The organism is Streptomyces celluloflavus (genome assembly GCA_000720995.1).
Classification (GTDB): Bacteria; Actinomycetota; Actinomycetes; order Streptomycetales; family Streptomycetaceae; genus Streptomyces; species Streptomyces celluloflavus.
This window is the reverse complement of the sequence record JOEL01000044.1, coordinates 26,597-45,882: the sequence shown is the minus strand read 5'-3', so window position 1 is coordinate 45,882 and position 19,286 is coordinate 26,597. Positions and strand designations below refer to the sequence as shown.

Genomic DNA, 19,286 nt, shown 5'->3' with positions numbered 1-19,286 from the left:
GGAGCTCAGAAGGAGCGCTCGGCCCCGTGACAGGTCTGGCAGAGCACGCGGCGGGCGGGCAGGTCACTGGTCGACTTGCCCATACCGGCCATCCTGTGGATGGTGCTCTGCGCGACATGTGCGTGCTCGGCGCAGACGGCGAGGCCGCAGCGGCAGCAAATGCCAACGGGGACCTTGCCGTTCCTGTCGGCAAGGCAGCAGTCGTAACACTTCAAGAGAAGCTCCATCGGGTACGCGCCTGTGCACTCCCGGCCCAAGTGCGCGGTTCCTGATCCGGGGAGGTGGCGTCTCGGCGTGAGGTGGGGTTCAACAACGGCGTACGCGTACTGGTCGACGAGAGGCTGATCAACGCTCCGCCACCGACTGAGAAGTTAGCTCGCCAGATTGGACGGAGTCAACTCTAGTGACAGGTTCGCCCCCGTTCGCGGGTCCGCGAAGCAGGCCCGGCCGACGCGATGCGGGCGCTCCGCAGCAATCGCCGATACCGTCCGTCACGAGCTCCGATACCGTCCGCCACCGGCACCGATACCGTCGGCCAGGTCCCCCGGAGCGCCGGTTCGGGCGCAGGGTGCGGGCCGGTTCACCGCAGGATCACCCGGGGTTTGCCACCGGGGGCCGCGAGATGCTCCGGCTAGACTTGTTCTCAGCCAATATGGCGTGCGGACGGGGCGACACCGCCGCATGTGAGGGCAGGCGGGTGGCGCCGGTTTCCAGCCGGATGCCACGGGTGAGCCTGCCCCGTGCGCGATGCCCGCCAGTGACCGGAAGGTACGACTGCGAGATGGACCAAGTGGCAGCCGGCATGCTCAGGGCCAAGGGTTTGCGGAGCACCGTACAGCGCCGCTCCGTGCTGGCCGCCCTGCAAGGTCATCCGCACTCCACCGCGGCGGAGCTGGAGAGCCGGATCGGCATCGCCTCGGGCGGGAAGACCTCCTCCGGGGGGCTCTCCCGGCAGGGGCTGTACAACGTGCTCGACGATCTCACCCAGGCCGAACTGATCCGCTGCATCGAACCAGCCGGGTCCCCGGCCCGCTACGAACTGCGCGTCGGGGACAACCACCATCATCTGGTGTGCCGCGGTTGCGGGCAGATCGAGGACATCGATTGCAGCACCGGTCAGGCCCCCTGCCTGGAGCCCTTCGAGCACAAGGGGTTCACCATCGACGAAGCCGAGATCATCTGGTGGGGACTGTGCGAAAGCTGCCATTCCGCTCGGCAGGCGGCGGACCGCTGAGGCCGCGGACGGCGTGATCGCACCCGTCCACCGGCGGCGGGAAACGTATCTCCTCCTGCCGGGGCCCGGGAAGGAAGCACGGACCGGCCCAAGCCGGGGAGGGGCCGTGACCGACGGCCCCTCCCCGGCGGCCGGTGCTAATTCAGGCCGTAGGCACGTACCACCGTCTGGCTGACGGTGTTGCCCGCGGTGTCCCGCGCGGTGGCGCGGAGCGAGACATACCGGGCCGTACGCGGCGCCGTCACCGTCGTGGCCCAGCTGCCGTCGGCCGTCGCGCGCAGGGTGGCCGGCGTCCAGTGCGCGCCGTCGTCGTAGGAGAGCTGGAGGGTCGCGGCGTCGATCCGTCCGGCCCCGGTGACGCCGGGCAGCTGCGATGCGGTCAGGGTGAGGGCGGTGTGGCGTGCCGCGTTACCGGACAGGTCGGTGGCGACACCGTGGTCGAGCTGTATCAGCGGTATCAGCGCCCACCCGTTCCCTGAGGTGAAGGTCCATTCCGTCCGGGTCTGCGTCGAGGTCGGGAAGACACCGTGCTGGCTGGTTTCGGCCACCAGCCGGTACGGCAGCGGGGCACCGCTCGGTGCGGTCGCGGTGAGCTGCTGGTAGGCGGTCGAGCCGAGTTCGGTGTCGCCCTGGTAGAGCGTCACCGTCTCGTGCAGCGGGTCGTTCGCCTCCCACAGGTTCCGGTCGAAGCCGTTGTGGCCCGCACCTCCGTCGCCCCAGCCGGGGACGTTGAGGACGAGGAAGTCGCCCTGCCGGCCCGGCAGGGACTGGCTCGGGTTCAGGCGCGGGTGGACGACGGGCAGGAACCAGTCGCTGCCGGTCCTGGACCCCTTCTTCGGATCGGTGCGGAGCGACCGTTCCTCCAGCGTCGCGGTACCGGACTCCTCGTACCACGTGAACGCCCCGTCGCCCGGCGTCACCCAGTCGGTGCGGGTGGCCGCCAGCGCCTGTTCCGTGCCGTATCCGAAGCCGTAGATGTCGAAGTCCTGCATGTCGTACCGGGCGTTGTCGCCGGTGGTGCCGGCCTGCCCGGCGAAGCGGGAGTCCAGCCGGGCCAGCGCGCTCCTGGCGGGGCGGTAGGTCAGACCGGTCGCGGGGACGGCTCCGTCGTGCCGTTCCACCAGGTCGTAGACGTACGGTGACGCCGGCCGGGAGGTGACCGCCAGCCGGAGACCGGGGCGGGCGGCCGCCGCGATCAGCGCGGCGCCCTCGTGCGGCTGGAGGCTCGCGACCTCGATCGGGCTCTTGGTCTCCCCGTCCGCCGCGCCGTACCAGTCACTGAGCCGGCCGGTGGTGTCGTTGACGACCAGCAGGAGTCCGGCGCCCGCGGCGACGGCGGCCGCGGCCTGCGCCGCGTCGGCCTTCGGCTGGTCGCGCGGATCGGCCTGCCGGTCGTACCGCACGACCACGGCCTTGCCCTTGGCGTCCAGGCCCGCGTAGTCGGCCGTCCTGCCGAGACCGGCGTAGACCACGCCGAGCCGGCTGCTGCCGGCCGGCCGCAGCGTCGAACCGGCCTGGACGACCAGGTCCGGAAAGCCCCGCTCGCCGGGGTACGGTCCGGTGGCCTCGACGGTCAGCAGCGGGGCGGCCTTGCGCCAGCGGGCGGCGAAGTTGAGGCTGCCGCTGGTCACCCGGTCCGTTTGCTGCGCCCACACGCTGGTGTAGGTGAGCGGGACCAGGTAGTTGGCGTTGAACCGGACACCGCCCGCGACGCGGTTCCAGTCGATCCGGGTCATCCGGTCCTCGGTGGCCTGCGGCGCGACGGCCGAGACGCGGTGGGCCTGGCGGGCGTCGAGCCGCGCCGTACGGTCCCGGTCGAGGGTCATCTGCGGTGCGGACAGTACGGCCAGGCCCATATCGTCCGGCCCCGCGGCACCGGGCAGGTCGGCGTACATGAGCAGCGAGTACTCGCCCTTGGGCCGGCGCAGGGTGAGCACCCCGTCGTCGGGGATCTGCACCTGCGTGGGAATCGCGTCACCGGTCCGGTAGAGCGCGGCGACGCCGGACAGCGGTCTGCCCGCGCGGTCGGTGGCCCGGATGGTGAGGTCGTAGCGCTCGTCCTCGCGGTCGAGGCCGATCAGCGTGTGCGCGACAGCCGTGCCGTGGGCGTCGGTCGCCGACAGCAGCCCCGCGGTGGCCCCGTACGGGGCCGCGTTCGGATCGCCGGTGAGGGTCACCGCGGCGGTGCCGTGGGCCGGGACGGTCACGGCCGGCGCGGACAGGGTGAAGACGCCCGCGGGCACGGCGGCGCCGTTCGCGTCCTTCGCCGCGGTGGCCAGATCGAGTCCGACGTCCTGGTCACCGGTGTTGGTGTAGGTGACGGTCCGTGCGGACGGCCGGTCGCCGGTGTGCGGCCAGGTGTAGAACCCGGACCAGGCGGTGGCCTCGGCGTGGACGGTGCCGAGCGCCGCGGTCCGGGCGTCGAGGCGGCCGGTGCCGCCCTGGGTCACCGGGATGTCCGGTGTCGCGTGCGCGGTGCTGACCAGGGCGTCCTTGATCTGCCCGCCGGTCCAGTCCGGGTGCCGCTGGGCGACGAGCGCGGCGGCGCCGGCCACGTGCGGGGTCGCCATGGAGGTGCCGCTCATGCGGACGTAGGAGCCGGAGCCGGCGGCGTACTGCGAACGGGCGGCGAGGATGTCCACACCGGGTGCGGTCACCTCCGGCTTGAGCGCGCCGTCGGACTGGCGCGGCCCCCAGCTGGAGAAGGACGCCAGGGCGTCGTCCGCGTCCACGGCGCCGACGGTCAGCGCGGCGGTCGCCGCGCCCGGTGCTCCGATACCCCCGGCGCCGGAGTTGCCGGCGGCGACGACGAAGAGCGCGCCGGTGGCCGCGGACAAGTCGTCGACGGCCTGGCTCATCGGGTCGGTGCCGTCGCTCGCCTCCGAGGTGCCCAGACTCATGCTGATGACCTTGGCGTGTTCGGTCCGGGCCGCCCACTCCATGCCCGCGATGATCCAGGACTCGTCGCCGAAACCGTCGTCGCCGAGGACCTTGCCCACCAGGAGGCGCGCGCCGGGGGCGACACCCTTCTCCTTCCCGCCGGAGGCGGCACCGGTACCGGCGACGGTGGACGCGGTGTGGGTGCCGTGCCCGTGGCGGTCGGTGACGTCCTCGCCGGGCACGAAGCTCTGGGAGGAGGCGATCCGCCCCGCGAAATCCGGGTGCCCGGTGTCGGCGCCGGAGTCCAGGACGGCGACGTTCACGCCCGTGCCGTCGGTGCCCGCTCGCCAGACGTCCGGCGCGCCGATCTGCGCGGTGCTCTCCGCGAGGGTGGCCTTGACCTTGCCGTCCAGCCAGATGCGGCCGATGTTCCCGCCGAAGACCGCGGGGCCGGCCGCCGCCCGGGGCCGGGCCTGCCCCTCGGGTGCGTTCACAGCGGCGGAACGGGCCTTGGCGCGGGTGAGCGAGCCGGCCGGGGTGAGGTCCTGCCAGAGGCGGGCCGCCCGGGCGCGGCCCGCGGACACCGCCGCACCGCTGATCGCGGGGAGGGACCGGCGGGTGGTCAGCCCGGTGAGCGGGCCGGCCGCCTGCCGGGCCGCGCCGGCGCCGCCGTACTGCACGATCACCGGCAGGCTCGCGGTGTGCGCGTCGTCGTAGCCGTCGGCGATGAGCCGGGTGACGTCGAACAGCCGCTGGTCCAGGACGCCCGCGGCGAGGTACGGCAGCGCCCCGTCCGGGAAGACGTAGAGGTCCTTGCCCACGGTCTGGGTGCGCACCCCGCCGACGGCCTTCTTCGGCCGGTCGACGCTCGCGACGCGGTGGCCGTCGGCGAGGGCTTTGACGGTGACCCGGTCGCCGGTGATGAGGGTGACCGTATGCGTGTCGGTGGTGGCGGCGGCCCGCGCGGCGGCGGCCGGGGGACCGGCGGCGGCCGGCCCGTCGGCGTACGCGCCCGACAGGGGCACCGCCAGGGTCGCCAGGGCCGTGCCGAGGGCTATCAGCCCACGACGGCGTGAGGTTGAGGATGGCAAGAGAGGCACTCCGTGTTCTGCGGGGGAACAGAGACGGAGGACATCTTCGGGCCGACGGGCGCTCCCTTCGGCGGTTTCGTCCTGACGGTTCACCGCCCTGGCGGGAGTCCGCCACCCCGGGAGTGCCGTGCCGCACGCCGTACGGGCGGTACGGCGTGCGGCACGGCATCACTGACGGTACGTCAGGACGAGTGCTCCGCTGCGGGGGACCGGGGCGCGGTGGGCCCGTCCACCATCACCAGCCCGGCGGTTTGGCGGTGCCCATGGCGCGGGTGACGGTGATCTCGATGACCACACGCTCGGGGTTGGGGCGCGGCGCTTTGTAGCGTTCGGTGTAGCGGCGCTCGGCGTCGGCGACGGACTCGGGGTCGTCCTTGATGACGGCGGTGCCTTCGAGGGTGCACCAGCGGCGGCCCTCGGCCTGGCTGACCGCGACCCGGACGCCGGGGCCCGCGGCGCGTACGTTGCGGACCTTCTTGCTGGTGCCGCTGCTGATGACGCGGGCGATGCGGGTGCGGGGGTCGTAGGTCACGCCGACGGGGACCAGATGCGGACTGCCGTCGGGCCGGGGCGTGCTGAGGAAGCAGGTCCGCCGCTCCTCCCAGAAGCCGGGCTGCGTGGTGGGGTCCGCGGGGGGTTCGCCGGTCACGGCACTTCCTTACGTGGGGTGGGGTCGGGGTGGTGCGTCGGAACCGCGCGGCTCCGCAGGCGGTGGCGGCCGGGCGGGCCGCTCGGCGCGTCAGGGCAGGTGCGGGTGCGAGGTCTCCGGTCCGCTCCGGTTGTCGCAGACCATGAGCAGCAGCGCGGCGCGCTCGGAGCTCAGTGAGCGGACCTTGTGGGGGACCGTGGCCTTGAAGTAGACGGAGTCGCCCGGTCCGAGCTCGACGGAGCGGGCGGGGAAGAGCAGTTCGGCGCGTCCTTCGTGGACGAAGAGGAACTCCTCGCCGGGGTGGTCCCGGAAGGGCACGGGGCCGGCGTCGTGCGGCGGATACAGCATGAACGGCGTCATCCGCTTATTGCCGGTCCGCAGCGCGATGCCTTCGTAGCGGGAGCCGGGCTCCTGGCCGGGGGTGAGCGGCCGCCGCTCGTCCGCTCGGGTCACCGTGACATCGGCGAGCCGTTCGGTATCGGCGAAGAGGCTGTCGAGCGGGACGTCCAGGGCGCGGGCGAGTGCGGTGCTGACGGCGATGGACGGCATGCTGTGGCCGCGCTCGACCTTGGAGAGATAGCTCTTGGTGACACCGGCGCGCTCGGCGAGCGCCTCCAGCGTCATGAGCCGCTCCTTGCGCAGCTGCCGTACCCGATTGATCACCGTTGCTTCCCTTCGTGCCGCCCCCGCGGGCCGGCCGGCGGCCTGGCGGGAAACCAAGTATGTCTTCTTGCGGCCGTCCGGCCGCAGGCGATGACCTTCGGGGGCACACCTGGTCTCATGACACCTTGTGTCCTATAGTGAATTCGGTTTCCTGAGCTTTCCTGAGCTTTCCCGACGGTGCCGTCGCCGAGAGCGGCACCGGGCGACTGGGCCCGCCGGCGGCGCCGGCGCCCGGAACTGGAGCGGATATGGCGAAGACACTGGGCGAGACGAAGGACGTGCTCATCGGCCGCGCCGAGCGGCAGATGCGCGAACACTTCGGCGACACGGAGCTGACAACCCGGCAGAAGCTGGCCCTGACCTGCCGCATCCTGTTCGACGGCGGTCACGACTCGGGGCTCGCCGGCCAGCTCACCGCCCGCGGACAGGAGCCGGGCAGCTACTACACCGAGCGGCTCGGCCTCGGCTTCGACGAGATCACCGAGGAGAACCTGCTGCTGGTGGACGAGGACCTGAACGTCCTGGAGGGGACGGGCATGCCCAACCCCGCGAACCGGTTCCACTCCTGGATCTACCGGGCGCGCGAGGACGTCAACTGCGTCATCCATACGCACTCGCTGCACACGGCGGCGCTCGCCATGCTGGAAGTCCCCCTCGTGGTCTCCCATATGGACACCACACCCCTGTACGACGACTGCGCCTTCCTGAAGGACTGGCCGGGTGTGCCCGTGGGCAACGAGGAGGGCGAGATCATCTCCGCGGCCCTCGGTGACAAGCGGGCTGTGCTGCTCGCCCATCACGGTCAGCTCGTGACCGGCGCCACCGTCGAGGAGGCGTGCAACCTGGCGATACTCATCGAGCGGGCCGCCCGCCTCCAGTTGCTCGCGATGTCCGCGGGAACCGTCCGGCCGCTGCCCCCGGCCCTCGCCCGCGAAGCGCACGACTGGACCTCCACCGACCGGCGGAACCAGGCCAACTTCGCGTACTACGCGCGCCGGGCCCTGCGCCGCCACCCCGACTGCGTCACGGGCGAGGTGCGGATCTGATGCCGACCCCACTGCTGCACGGCATCATCGCCTACCCCGTCACCCCGTTCTCCCCCGACACCGGGGAACCCGACCTGGCGGCACTGCGCCGGCTGACCGGCGATCTGGTGGACGCCGGCAGCCACGCCGTCGCCCCGCTCGGCAGCACCGGCGAGAGCGCCTATCTCCGGGACGCCGAGTGGGACGCCGTCTGCGAGACGGCCGTCCAGACCGTGGCGGGCCGGGTGCCGACCGTGGTCGGCGTCTCGCACTGGAGCACGGAGACCACCGTGCGCCGGGCCCGCACGGCCGCCCGCAACGGAGCCGACGCGATCATGGTCCTGGCGCAGACGTACTGGAAACTGACCGAGGACGAACTGGCGCGGCACTTCGCGACCGTCGCGGCCGCGACCGACCTGCCGGTGATGCTCTACAACAACCCCGGTACCAGCGGCGTCGACCTGCTGCCCGAGACCGTCGTCGCGCTCGCCGAGAATATCCCCAACCTCACCATGGTGAAGGAGAGTTCGGGCGACGTCGCGCGCTTCCGCGCCCTCCTGGAGAGGTCCGACGGGGCCCTTTCGGTCTACAACGGGAACAATCCGGTCGCCCTCGACGCCTTCCGGTCCGGTGCGGCCGGCTGGTGCACCGCGGCCCCCTGTCTGGTGCCCCGGTGGTGCCTCGATCTCTACGCCGCCGAGCGGCAGGGGGCGGGGGAGCGGGCCGACGCGCTGCTGGCGGCCCTGTCGCCGTTCCTGAGGTTCATCGTCGGCCACGGTCTGCCGCGGGCGATCAAGGCGGGGCTGGCCCTCCAGGGCCGGTCGGCCGGCCCGCCGCGACCGCCACTGCTGCCGTTACCGGCCGCGGAGACGGAGCAACTCCGGGAACTGCTCGGGCGGCTCGGCTCCGGCCCGCCGCCGGAGAGCGCGGCCACCGTCGGGGGAGGCCCCGCCACCTGAGGGCGGCTGTCCCGCCGCCGCTGTGGCTCCGGGCGAGCGGCGTGGACGGCGGGCCGTGCCGGGCGGCACCGGCGGCGCCGCCGCCCCACCCGGCCGGAGCGCCTAGTCCGCCGCCCATGCCGGATACCCGACCGGCGGAATCGGCATGGGCGCGGCTCCCGCCGGTGGCTAGGGTGTGGGCCATGTCGCGGTGGGGATGGACCGAAGTGGTCCTGGATGATCGTGAGAACGCCAACTTCCCGTACCGGAGCTCCCGGTCGCGCGAGGGGTACGAGTCACCTCGGGAGGCGCGGGCGGCACTGGAGCGGGAACTGTCGGCACCGGCGAACGGGTCGCCGCTGCGCACCCGGGCGCTGCGGGAGCTCCGAGAACTGCCGCAGCCGGACGGTGAGCAACGGGTGGCGCTCCCCGAGGCGATATGGCTGGTGCACGAGCACGGGTCCTGCTCCTGGCTGGTGATTCCCCGCCAGGACGGTTCGTCCAGGGAGGTCCAGGTCGAACTCGCGGTGCGGGGCCCGAGGCGCGTGGCGGAGCCGGCCGCGCGGACGGCGCGGCGGTGGCAATGGGGGGCCGCCATCGGCTGGTTCCTCGCCGCCGGGGTGCTGCTGGTGTGCGGCGCGCTGATGGTGATCCTGGTCGGTCTGCCCGGAAACCACACGGTGCTCACCTACGGCGGGAAGAAGGTAGGCCCCCGGGACCAGTGCATCGGGCTCAACCTGCCGAGCGGGCCGTGCGACAAGGTCGGCCGCCGGGAGCAGCGCGACGAGGGAGCGAACACCGACGTCCTCATCGGCGGCGGCGCGGTCCTGGCCGGCGGACTGTTCCTGGCGTGGGTCGGCACGAGCAGGTTTCGGGGCACCCGCTGAGCGGACGGACAAAGGCCGAAGGCGGCGCGCGGCAGCCGTCCGCCGCCCGCCGTCGGCCGGCGCCGTCGGTAGAACCGCCCTTGGTGCCGGGGTTTCCCCGCCGCGTCATCGCTTTCTACGCCGAGTGGTGCGGCTACGGAGCGCTCCGTAGCCGCACCGGTCCGCAGCGTCGACTCCACCGCTGACTCCGCTCGGTTCCGTACCCCGACGGCACGCACTCGCGGAGAACCTCATCTTTCCGTGACCGGATCGGCGGACCCCCGGCCCGGCGGGCTCTTCCGTCGGCCGGGCAGGGGCGTACGGGCCGGTGAATTCGGATGATCGCCAAGTTCCTGTCCAGCACGGGCAGTTGGCGCGATGTACCGGCTCGTCGAGGTGGCGGGGGTCCGTCACAGGCGCCGCACCGTGCCGACGGCCGTACGGCGGCACGCGTGGCCGCCGCCCACCCGTCGGCGAGGGCCGATGCTCAACCCCTGGTTAAGTCCGGCGATCCTCACTGTCCGTATGTGGACTGGTGCACCCCGTTCCTGGCATGACAGGATGCGTACTGCGGCTCCGACGGCCTTAACTGGGCGTTGGGCTCGATCGATGGAGCCGCCGTACGGCCGGTGCCCTCGGGAGACGGGGCCGTCGCCGGGCCGGTTCGACTTGAGGCAGCCAAAGGACGGTGGGCATGACAGTGGGGGGCGACGGCCGGGCCGAGGGGGCGGGCGGCGCGCTCGCGGAGCGGCTCAACCATCTCTTCGCGAACATGCACCCGCCCGGGGCGCCGTACACCAACGCCTTCGTGGCCGACGAGATCAGCAACGGGACGGCGGAGTACGGCGGCGTCAAGGTCACCGAGCAGTATCTGTCGATGCTGCGCAACGGCAGACGGACGAACCCGAGTCCGGAACTGCTGCGCGCACTGGGCAAGTTCTTCGCCGTACCGGTCGGCTACCTGCTCGGTGATCTCTCGCAGCCGCAGGCCGCGCGGGTGGAGGAAGAGGTCCGCTTCCTCGCCGCCATGCGGGACCAGCGGGTACGCGCCATCGCGCTGCGCTCCGTCGGGCTGCCGCCCGAGGTGCAGGACAGTCTGACGACGATCATCTCCCAGTTCCGGCAGCAGATGAATCTGCCGGCCGATCCGCCCGCCCACAGGGGTGAGCCGGGTGGTGAGTGAGCCGGCACCGACCGACCAGCGCGACCGGATCTTCTCTACCTGGCGGCGGACCGGAGACGAGGACGGAACGAGCATGCGAGTGGGGCAGATACGCAGGCGGTGCAAGCAGCTCATCAAGGAGCTGGCACTGCCCGCCGCGACCGATCTGCGGGGGATGTGCGACGTCGTAGCTACGCGCGTGGAGCGGCCGGTCCACATGGTGCCGATGAGCCTCGGCGGTGTGGTCTCGGGCATGACCGCCTCCACGGACGACGGCTACTGGATCTTCTTCGAACTCAAGACATCACCGTGGCATCAGGCGCATATCGTGCTGCACGAACTCAGCCACCTCCTGCTGGGACACGGCCAGGATCCGGCCGTCACCGAGGACGCGCTGCGGATGTGGACGCCCTCGGTCGATGTCGCCACCGCGATGCGCCGGATGGGCCTGACCATGGGATTCGCCCGCCACCACGGCTACGACAACCCGGCCGAGCGGGAGACCGAGGTACTGGGCACGCTGCTGATGGAGCGGGTCGCGCCGTCCGCCGGGGAGAGCGAACTTCCGCTGGAGGGGCCCGCGGCCGAACTGGCGGCGGCCCTCGGGCCCGCGCTGCAGCACATCAGGCGGCGGCAGGACGGGACACCGGACACCGCCGGGGCCCCCAGCGGCAAGGGGACCGGGGACGGAGGCCCGCGTGTTTGACGTCGTCTACCTGTGCTTCGGGGCGGCCGCCTGGGCGATCGTCGCGTACAAGGCCGTCGCCTGGTTCCGGGACCGCAGCAATACGGACCTCGGCCTCGCCTGTGTGATGAGCGGCGGCGTGGCGACCGTCTTCCTCTTCTCCGCGCCCAGCCTCTACCGCGGATTCGACCGGCTGACCGGCGTCGCCAACCTCGCCATGGTCTTCCTCTACTCCTCCATCGTGGTCTTCGCCGCGGGCGCCCTGGTGCTGCTGCTGCGCTGGACCGAGGGCGAGAGCGCGGCCGGGCGGGCGCGCGCCAGGTTCCGGGCGCGCGCGGTCGTCGCCGGGGTGGCGGTGCTGTGGGCGGTGGCGGTCACGGGCTTCGCGGTCGGCCGGCCGGACGCCGTCGAGCACCCCCGCGACTTCAGCACCGCCTACACCGGTTCGCCCGGAGTCATGCTCTTCCTGGTGCTGTATCTGGCCATCTTCGGTTCGAGCCTGGCGGGCCTCGGCATCCTCTGCCCCCGCTACGCCGCCCGGCTCGGCGGATCCTGGCTGGCCCGCGGGCTGCGGCTGCTGGCCGCCGGCTGCTGGCTCGGCCTGGTCTACTGCGCCTGCAAGGTGATCGGCTTCGGCCTGTCCTGGGCGGGCCACGAAGCGCCCTGGCTCTCCAACGGCGTGGCCCCGCTGTGCGCCTCGGTCGGGGCGATCCTGGCCCTCGTCGGCTTCGCGCTGCCGGCCGCCGGCCCCCGGGTCGCCGCCTGGCGCCGGCTGCGCCGCCTCTCACCGCTCTGGCGGACCGTCACCGCGCAGGCCCCCGAGGTCACGATGGAACGGTCCCCGTGGTCCGGGCGGTGGCCGTTCGCCGACCTGGAGTGGCGGGCCAACCGGCAGATGGCGGAGATCCGGGACGTCCAGCGCGGTATCCGCCGCCATGTGGAGTCCGACGCCGTGGACATCGCGCGCGAGCGGGCCCGTGTGGTGGCGCTGGACGACCGGCAGCTGGCCGCCGTCGCGGAGGCCGCCGCGCTCCGCCGCGGTCTGGAGAACCGAGCGGTGGGCCACGTCCCGGCCCATGGCGCGGACAGCGTGGTGGTCACCACCGGCGGGGAGGCGGCCGAACTCACCGCGGAGTACGAGCATCTGGCCCTGGTGGCGGACGTCTACCGTTCGCCGCTGATCGAAACCGTGCTCACCGAGCTGCGGCAGCGCAGCTCCCAGTCGCACGGCTGAGGGGCGGCCGCTCGGCAGCGACCACAGAGACGGGGTGGCCCGGCACGGGGGTCCGGGCCACCCGCGCCACAGGGACGGCGCCGGTCTGCAGGGGCCGGTGCCGTCCCCGTTGCCGTCCCCGGTGCCGTCCCCGTTGCCGTCCCCGTTGCCGTCCCTGTGCCGTCCCCGTGCCGTCCCGGGAACCGGCCGCACAGTCCGTGACGACCCCCGTGCCCTGCCCCGTACGGACGGCACGTCTAGAGTCGGTCCTCATGCAGAACACCGCCGAGACCGGCCCCGACGCACCCCTCGACGTGACGCCTCTCCTCGACGATCCGCACGCCGCCTACGCCGCCCTGCGCGAGGCCGGACCCGTGCACCGGATCACCGGCACCGACGGGGGCCCCGCCTGGCTCGTCACCCGTTACGACGAGGTCCGCGCCGGGCTCGCCGATCCGCGGCTGTCGCTGGACAAACGCCATGCCAAGCCCGGCGGTTACCGCGGTTTCGCGCTGCCGCCCGCGCTGGACGCCAACCTGATGAACATGGATCCGCCCGACCACACCCGGGTGCGCCGCCTGGTGGCCAAGGCGTTCAGCCCGGGGCGGGTCGCCGCGCTGCGCGGGCCCGTACGGCAGGTCGCGGACGAACTGCTGGACGCCATGGCGGCGGGCACCCGGGCGGACCTGATCGCCGACTACGCGGGGCCGCTGCCCATCATCACGATCTGCGCGCTGCTCGGCGTCCCGCCGCGCGACCGGCGCGACTTCCGGGCCTGGTCGGACGCCCTCATCACGCCCGACCTCACCCGCCCGCACCTGATGAAGGAGGCGATCGGGGCGATGCTGGAGTTCTTCACCGGGCTGATCGCCGCCAAGCGCGCCGAGCCCGGCGACGATCTGCTCTCCGACCTGATCGCGGTGCGCGACGACACCGGGCCGGACGCCGCCACGGGACCGGACGGCGCCACCACGGGCGGGGGCAGCGGTGCCGCGCGCCGCGATGGTGACCGGCTCACGGAGGACGAACTGACCTCGCTCGCCTTCCTCATCCTCTTCGCCGGATACGAGAACACGGTGCACCTCATCGGCAACTCCGTGCTCTCCCTCCTCGACCGCCCTGAGCTGCTGGGCCAGTTGCGCAGCAATCCGGCCGAACTTCCGGCAGCCGTGGAGGAGTTTCTCCGCCACGACGGACCGGCCCCGCTGGCGATCCGCCGCTTCCCCACGGAGGACCTGGAGATCGGCGGCGTACGGATCCCGGCCGGGGAGAGCGTGCTGCTCTCCATCGCCGCCGCCAACCGCGATCCGGGCCGCTTCCCCGATCCTGACGCGCTGGACCCGGACCGGGACCGCACCGGCCACCTCGCCCTGGGGCACGGGATCCACCACTGCCTCGGCGCCTCGCTGGCCCGGATGGAAACCGTCACCGCGCTCGACGCGCTCATCGGCCGCTTCCCGGGGCTGCGTCTCGACGTGCCGCGCGACGCGGTGCGGCGCCGCCGTTCGCTGCGTACGAGTGGCTTGATCTCGCTCCCGGTCACTTGGTAGTCCGGAGGCGAACAAGTTTTTCTCGCATAACCGTTTGTCATGCGGTAGAAATGTTGTCAGGCCCGCCCGGTGTGCATCCCCCGTCGCACCGGGCGGGTTTCTGTGCTCCGGCGCGACACGCCGTGGACGGGTTCGCTCCTTGGGCCGTCTGGCGCACCGGCGCTGCGGGGCGCCGGGACCGTTCATAGCGTGACGGCATGGCAATCGACGTGCGTTTCTCCAAGAAGGCCGGTGCGGTGGCAGCGATCGCCGTCGCCGGTGTGTCGCTGACTTCCATACCGACCGCGGTCCACGCCGAGGGGCCGTCGAACCGGCCGCCCGCGCTGGACCGGAAGGGGGTGCAGGTGGCGGCCGCGCCCGGGATACCGAAACTGCCCGCCGGGCTGTCCGCCCTCTCGTGGACCGTGGCCGACGCCGACAGCGGGGACGTGCTGGCCGCCAAGGACCCGCACCGCGAACTCGCCCCGGCCAGCACCCTCAAGACGCTCTTCGCCGTCACCGTCCTGCCCAAGTTCCCGGCCGGCGCGGTCCGCCAGGTCAGCGCCGAGGACCTCGACGGCATCGGCGCCGGCAGCAGCCTCGTCGGCGTCGAGGAGGGCGAGCACTACCAGGTCGCCGATCTGTGGCGCGGGGTGTTCCTCCGCTCCGGCAACGACGCCGTACACGTCCTGGCCTCGATGAACGGCGGCTGGGAGGCCACCGCGCAGGAAATGCAGGAGACCGCCCGCGAACTGGGCGCCCGCGACACCACGGTGAAATCCCCGGACGGCTACGACGCGCCGGGCCAGGTCTCCTCGGCGTACGACCTGACCGTGTTCGCCCGCGCCGGACTCGCCAACGAGGACTTCGTGCGCTACTGCTCCACCGCACGGGCCGAGTTCCCCACCGCCGACGGCGAATACACCGAGATCGAGAACACCAACCGGCTGCTGGCCGGCTCGCACGGTATGGAACGCTACCCCGGCATCATCGGCGTCAAGAACGGCTACACCACCAACGCCGGCAACACACTGATAGCCGCCGCCCAGCGGGATGGCCACACCCTGCTGGTCACCGTGATGAACCCGCAGTCCGGTGAGAACAACGGCGTCTACAAGGAAGCCCGCGCCCTGCTGGACTGGGGCTTCAACAACGTCGAGAAGGTCCAGCCGATCGGCTCGCTGCGTACCGCGCGCGACGCCGCCGATGAGGACGACGACGCCGGCGGCGGCGACTTCCGCCCGGTCGCCGCGCCCGCCCCGGACACCGAGGCCGGGGACGGCTCGCCCTGGCGCTCCAGCGTCGCCCTGTGGTCCGGCGGCATAGGCGCCGCGGTACTCGCCGCGGGCGCCGCACTCACCTGGCGACTGCGCCTCCGCGGCCGCGGCACGCCGGGCGAAGCGGACCGGAAGGGGTGAGGGCGGCGGACGACGGGGACCGGATGGGGTGAGCGCACCGGGCGACGGGGACCGGGTGGGCGCACCGGGCGACGGGGCCGATGGGGCGGACGGGGCGGCCGGGGCGCCAACCGGAGCCGACGGGACCGACGGGACCGACAGGGGTGACGGGGCTGACGGAGCCTTCCGGGCTGACGGAGCCTTCGGCGCCGGTGGGCGCCGGTGGGCGTCGGCGGGCCAGGGAAGCCGGTGGGAGGACGTGGTGGGAGAGCGCGGTGGGAACGGGTCAGGACCCGCCGCGCGCCCCACGCAGCCGCGGCGCCGAACCGGCGGCCGGCACCGGTCCGCCCAGCCGCCCCGTCAGCTCCCGGGCCCAGACCGTCAGCCCCGTGATGTCGATGCCGTACGGGGCGGTGTCCGCGTACGGCGCGATGGCCGCCGCACCCCGGTCGAGCAGCGCCCGGCCACCGGTGACATTGCCGCGGGCGGCGTGGGTGAGACCCACCGCGAGCTGGGCGAGCCCGCGCCACAGCCCGCGCTCCACCTCCGGCGCCGCTTTCCACGCGTCCTCCAGCACCTCGTGCGCGTGGAACGGCATCCCGGCATCGAACAGCCGCTGCGCCTCGGCCAGCGCCGCCACGGGCGCACGCGGCACCCCCTCGGGCTGCCGGGCCACCCCCGGCGCCCCATACGGCAACGGCCGCCCGAGCCCGTCACGCGGCCGCGCACTGCGAGCCCGGCCCTGCTCGTCGCGATCCCGGCGGCGGTCGCGGGTGGGGTCGGGGCCGGCTGCCATTGCCGTGCCGTCGGGCCCGCCGTCCGCACCGGACCCGCCCACCGTCGCGCCGCGGCTGCCGGTCCGATCCTGCTCGTGGTGTTGCTCGGTGTTGCTCACCTTCTGATTGTGCGCCGTGCGGCGCGGCGGCGTCGCGGGGCGGCCGACTGCGGCGGCGGAACCAGTGCAGGAGACCAGCCCCGCCTGCCGGAAGCAGCCCAGCGCGTGGGAATCCCTCGGGATACCGATCGCCCGCCGCCGCGCGCCCGGCGAATGAGAGAGCCGGAGAACGAGGCGGCGGGGGACGGCGAGCGTGGCGAGTAGGTGACCACCGTGAACCCCCTGGTGGTTGCTGGAGACGGGATCTCGTGGTGAGAACCGTCCTACCAGGGGTTTTACTTCTGCTGCGGACCGAGCGGGCAGCCTCCACCCATGCCCGGATGGCGGACCTCTGCGTACTTCATGCAGAAGGTTTCATCCAGAGCACCTCACTGGCCCACCCTTCCGTCGATGCACTCGCGCAACAGGTCGGCGTGCCCGCAGTGGCGGGCGTACTCCTCGATCCTGTGCACCAGCAGCTCCCGCACCGCGATCCCGTCCTTGCCCAGACGCACGCCCAGATCCGGGTGCTCGGCCAGCGCGGCGTCGGTCGCGTCCTGCTCGCGGGCCAGAGCGGAGTACGCGGCGTCGACCTCGGCCTGCTCGGAGACGGCTTCGTCGAAGTCCGCGTCGCGCCTGCCGTACAGCTTCGGCAGCGGATCACCGTCGCTGATCCAGTTGCGCCAGTCCCGTTCCGCCTCGGCGAGATGCCGCAGCAGGCCGAGCAGCGACATCGTCGACGGCGGAACCGATCGACGGGCCAGTTGCTCCGCGTCCAGGCCCTCGCACTTCATCCGCAGGGTCATGCGGTAGTTCGTCAGGAAGTCCTGCAACGTCGCAAGCTCGCCGTCCGGACTGGTTCCTTCGCTGTTGCGGGGGTCGTCGTCCGGGTCAGCCCACATGTCGGGGTAGATGGTGGACCGGGTCCATCGTGCGGGTTGATCGCTCATGCGTTCCATGGTGGTTCGTGAAGGCCCGAGCTTGCCAGTGAGTTTCTCAACGGTGGTGACTTCCGGATGCCGTTGAGGGCGAGGGCGAGGGCGAGGGCGAGGGCAGCGCGGGTGATGTCATCGGTCCGGCTGGGGCTGAGCGTGATGTTTTGCGGGGTGCGCCGCCGTTGCAGACCGGGGTCGGCTTGTCCTCCGGCCGTACCGCAAGGACGACCCCGTCCGACACGTCCGCCTCGCCCGCTCCCGCCAGTGGACCGGAGCCGCCATCGGCCCCACTCGGAAGCCCGCTCGGCCAAAAACGGCACTGCGGTCGCGCCCCGGCCGGAGTCTTCGCCCGTACCGGCCAACCCCTCCTCGGGCCGACCGCCGCCATCCGGCACAACTGGACCACCAACGCACCGGAACGCACCGGTCAAGCGATCCCTGATCGCCTACGGCCGACGTGAGGATCACGGAAGACGCCGGGCCCACTGATCTACGGGGTCCGCTGCGCGGCCCCGGGAACGGTTGCCGGCTAGGGCTTGCGCAGCAGGGTGATGCCGTCCTCCTCCGCGACGGTGAGGTAGCCGTGGGCCCGGTACAGGTCGAGCATGTGCTTGGTCCGGGCCACCGGGCAGGGGGTTTTGACGGTCGGGTCGTTGCGGTCCGAGACGACCCAGCGCGGCGGGTCGGCCGGGAGGCCGGTCGGTGCGGCGGGGTCGGGTCCGGTGCCGAAGCAGACCAGGCTGACGGTGGTGCGTCCCGTCAGCATCGGTGCCAGCCGGTTCGACGAGGCGACGGTCTCCCCGTCCGGTATGCGGTCCAGGAGCCGCTGGGCGGTGCGGACGTGGTCCGGGGTGCGCCAGGTCCAGGGCAGCACCAGGTCGTGGAGGGGGTAGACGGCGGCGGTCACCGCGGTGAAGGCGGCGCAGAAGGCGAGGACCTTACGGCGTCTGCGGGCCGGCAGCAGATCCTTGCGGCGGTGGAGCACGTCGATGAGACCGGCGAACACGAGGGGCATCAGAATCGCGTTGTAGTGGAAGTTCGGCTGCCAGTAGTGCTCGTTCCCGGCGAGCAGCCGCCAGGCGAGGGTCGGCACGCACAGCAGTGTCAGCGGGGAGCGCACGGCGAAGAACGCGGTCGGCGCGGCGAGCATGAACAGCAGCAGCCATTTCATCGGCGGCCAGAACAGATGCAGCGCGAGGGACGCGAGGCCGACGAGACCGCCGGGAGATGACGGCCCGTCCGACATCTGCTGCCAGTAGTCGAAGCCGCCGCGGGGATTCATGGCGGGCAGCAGCACGAGAATCTCCACCGCCGTCCCGGCCGCGCCGAGGATCACGACCGCGATGCCGAGCCACGTGGTGCCGCGCCGCGAGGTGGGGTCGGCGCGCCGTTCGCGCAGCCCCTGCCAGGCGATATAGGCACCGACCGCGGCGAGTGTGAGCCCGAGGTCCTCCTTCACCAGAAGCAGCGGGAGGGCCCAGGCCGCCGCGGCCCGCCAGCGCCGCTGTCCGAGCGCGGTCACGCTGAAGGCGAGCAGCGGGACCGCGAAGCAGATCTCGTGGAAGTCCTTGGCGACTCCCGCGGCGATGCCCCACGAGGCGCCCAGTGCGCAGCCCACCACCAGGCCGGTGACCGGTCCGACGGCCCGGTGGGCCCAGCGGGTGAGCGGGTAGCAGGCCAGCGCCATCAGTGCGGCCTGCACGACGAGCAGCGTGACGCCGCCGGGAAACAGCCGGTACACGGGGGCGATGAGCGCCAGGATGGGATGGAAGTGATCGCCGAGGAGATTGAACCCCGGGCCCTTCAGCTCCACGATCGGAGCCTGACCGTGCGCATAGGCACGGATGGCCTGCTCGAATATCCCGAGGTCGTAACCGGCGTTGAGCATGCGGTCGTTCCGTAGCACCGAAACGACTGTGTAGAGGACGAAGAAGACCGCGGTCACCGTCCAGCCCATGACCCGCGGACCGGGAAGGCGTCTTCCCCACGCGGTGCAGAACTCCGTGAATTGCCGGGCCGAGGGTATTCGCTCGACCCGCGGATGCTCGACCCGCTCTACTGACTCCACAACGTTCCCCACCTGTGATGACGTGCCAGAAAAAATGCGCCGCCGCACCGGGAGGGGGAAGTCGTTGCCTCAGTGGC

Annotated in this window: 16 protein-coding genes; 9 read left to right on the top strand and 7 right to left on the bottom strand. The window is 72.5% G+C overall.

Annotated features, from left to right (window positions below):
* Positions 1-5: 5 nt before the first annotated feature.
* The gene (locus IH09_RS28810; RefSeq protein WP_052860473.1) at positions 6-215 is read right to left on the bottom strand and encodes a DUF2180 family protein; all 210 of its coding nucleotides are present in this window, start codon (positions 213-215) and stop codon (positions 6-8) included.
* A 566-nt stretch (positions 216-781) separates the two neighbouring features.
* On the opposite strand from IH09_RS28810, the gene IH09_RS28805 reads away from it, so the two are divergent.
* On the top strand, positions 782-1,234 hold the full coding sequence (locus tag IH09_RS28805) for a Fur family transcriptional regulator (RefSeq protein WP_052860440.1): 453 nt from the start codon (positions 782-784) through the stop codon (positions 1,232-1,234).
* Between the two features lie 137 nt (positions 1,235-1,371).
* Here the strand turns inward: IH09_RS28805 and IH09_RS28800 are convergent, their stop codons facing one another.
* From IH09_RS28800 to IH09_RS28790, 3 genes are all read right to left on the bottom strand, one after another.
* Positions 1,372-5,205: a S8 family serine peptidase gene (locus IH09_RS28800; RefSeq protein WP_205379449.1), complete on the bottom strand. Its 3,834-nt coding sequence runs from the start codon at positions 5,203-5,205 to the stop codon at positions 1,372-1,374.
* 235 nt (positions 5,206-5,440) lie between these two features.
* Entirely contained in the window at positions 5,441-5,854 is a 414-nt protein-coding gene (locus IH09_RS28795; RefSeq protein WP_052860438.1) for a TIGR03618 family F420-dependent PPOX class oxidoreductase, read from the bottom strand.
* Between the two features lie 90 nt (positions 5,855-5,944).
* Positions 5,945-6,517, bottom strand: a complete 573-nt coding sequence (locus IH09_RS28790) for a helix-turn-helix domain-containing protein (RefSeq protein ID WP_110952645.1) — start codon at positions 6,515-6,517, stop codon at positions 5,945-5,947.
* A gap of 248 nt (positions 6,518-6,765) precedes the next feature.
* Here IH09_RS28790 and IH09_RS28785 point away from each other — a divergent pair, with 248 nt between their 5' ends.
* The 8 genes from IH09_RS28785 (at position 6,766) to IH09_RS28750 (ending at position 15,353) form a co-directional block, all read left to right on the top strand.
* A complete protein-coding gene (locus IH09_RS28785; RefSeq protein ID WP_052860437.1) occupies positions 6,766-7,563 on the top strand; it encodes an aldolase in 798 nt (265 codons plus the stop codon).
* Entirely contained in the window at positions 7,563-8,501 is a 939-nt protein-coding gene (locus IH09_RS28780) for a dihydrodipicolinate synthase family protein (protein WP_052860436.1), read from the top strand. Before IH09_RS28785 ends, IH09_RS28780 begins: the two co-directional genes overlap by 1 nt.
* Positions 8,502-8,683: 182 nt before the next feature.
* Complete coding sequence (locus tag IH09_RS28775) at positions 8,684-9,367, top strand: hypothetical protein (protein WP_131122710.1); 684 nt, start codon at positions 8,684-8,686, stop codon at positions 9,365-9,367.
* A 673-nt stretch (positions 9,368-10,040) separates the two neighbouring features.
* A complete protein-coding gene (locus IH09_RS28770) occupies positions 10,041-10,529 on the top strand; it encodes a helix-turn-helix domain-containing protein (protein WP_052860434.1) in 489 nt (162 codons plus the stop codon).
* A 79-nt stretch (positions 10,530-10,608) separates the two neighbouring features.
* Positions 10,609-11,214: a hypothetical protein gene (locus IH09_RS28765; RefSeq protein WP_381531026.1), complete on the top strand. Its 606-nt coding sequence runs from the start codon at positions 10,609-10,611 to the stop codon at positions 11,212-11,214.
* Positions 11,207-12,427, top strand: a complete 1,221-nt coding sequence (locus IH09_RS28760) for an MAB_1171c family putative transporter (RefSeq protein ID WP_052860432.1) — start codon at positions 11,207-11,209, stop codon at positions 12,425-12,427. Before IH09_RS28765 ends, IH09_RS28760 begins: the two co-directional genes overlap by 8 nt.
* A 251-nt stretch (positions 12,428-12,678) precedes the next feature.
* On the top strand, positions 12,679-13,956 hold the full coding sequence (locus IH09_RS28755) for a cytochrome P450 family protein (RefSeq protein ID WP_052860431.1): 1,278 nt from the start codon (positions 12,679-12,681) through the stop codon (positions 13,954-13,956).
* 197 nt (positions 13,957-14,153) lie between these two features.
* Positions 14,154-15,353, top strand: a complete 1,200-nt coding sequence (locus IH09_RS28750; RefSeq protein WP_052860430.1) for a D-alanyl-D-alanine carboxypeptidase family protein — start codon at positions 14,154-14,156, stop codon at positions 15,351-15,353.
* Positions 15,354-15,618: 265 nt separating this feature from the next.
* Here IH09_RS28750 and IH09_RS28745 read toward each other — a convergent pair whose 3' ends face one another.
* The 3 genes from IH09_RS28745 to IH09_RS28735 form a co-directional block, all read right to left on the bottom strand.
* On the bottom strand, positions 15,619-16,128 hold the full coding sequence (locus IH09_RS28745) for a DUF309 domain-containing protein (RefSeq protein ID WP_052860471.1): 510 nt from the start codon (positions 16,126-16,128) through the stop codon (positions 15,619-15,621).
* A 467-nt stretch (positions 16,129-16,595) separates the two neighbouring features.
* Complete coding sequence (locus IH09_RS28740) at positions 16,596-17,156, bottom strand: DinB family protein (protein WP_052860429.1); 561 nt, start codon at positions 17,154-17,156, stop codon at positions 16,596-16,598.
* Positions 17,157-17,670: 514 nt separating this feature from the next.
* Positions 17,671-19,098: a DUF2079 domain-containing protein gene (locus IH09_RS28735; RefSeq protein WP_052860428.1), complete on the bottom strand. Its 1,428-nt coding sequence runs from the start codon at positions 19,096-19,098 to the stop codon at positions 17,671-17,673.
* Between the last annotated feature and the right edge of the window lie 188 nt (positions 19,099-19,286).

Bases quoted from the DNA above. Each gene is read 5' to 3' on its own strand.
- IH09_RS28770 (WP_052860434.1), top strand. From the start codon at position 10,041: ATGACAGTGGGGGGCGACGGCCGGGCCGAGGGGGCGGGCGGCGCGCTC.
- IH09_RS28750 (WP_052860430.1), top strand. From the start codon at position 14,154: ATGGCAATCGACGTGCGTTTCTCCAAGAAGGCCGGTGCGGTGGCAGCG.
- IH09_RS28755 (WP_052860431.1), top strand. From the start codon at position 12,679: ATGCAGAACACCGCCGAGACCGGCCCCGACGCACCCCTCGACGTGACG.
- IH09_RS28735 (WP_052860428.1), bottom strand. From the start codon at position 19,098: ATGGGCTGGACGGTGACCGCGGTCTTCTTCGTCCTCTACACAGTCGTT.
- IH09_RS28745 (WP_052860471.1), bottom strand. From the start codon at position 16,128: ATGGCAGCCGGCCCCGACCCCACCCGCGACCGCCGCCGGGATCGCGAC.
- IH09_RS28775 (WP_131122710.1), top strand. From the start codon at position 8,684: ATGTCGCGGTGGGGATGGACCGAAGTGGTCCTGGATGATCGTGAGAAC.
- IH09_RS28780 (WP_052860436.1), top strand. From the start codon at position 7,563: ATGCCGACCCCACTGCTGCACGGCATCATCGCCTACCCCGTCACCCCG.
- IH09_RS28805 (WP_052860440.1), top strand. From the start codon at position 782: ATGGACCAAGTGGCAGCCGGCATGCTCAGGGCCAAGGGTTTGCGGAGC.
- IH09_RS28740 (WP_052860429.1), bottom strand. From the start codon at position 17,156: ATGAGCGATCAACCCGCACGATGGACCCGGTCCACCATCTACCCCGAC.
- IH09_RS28785 (WP_052860437.1), top strand. From the start codon at position 6,766: ATGGCGAAGACACTGGGCGAGACGAAGGACGTGCTCATCGGCCGCGCC.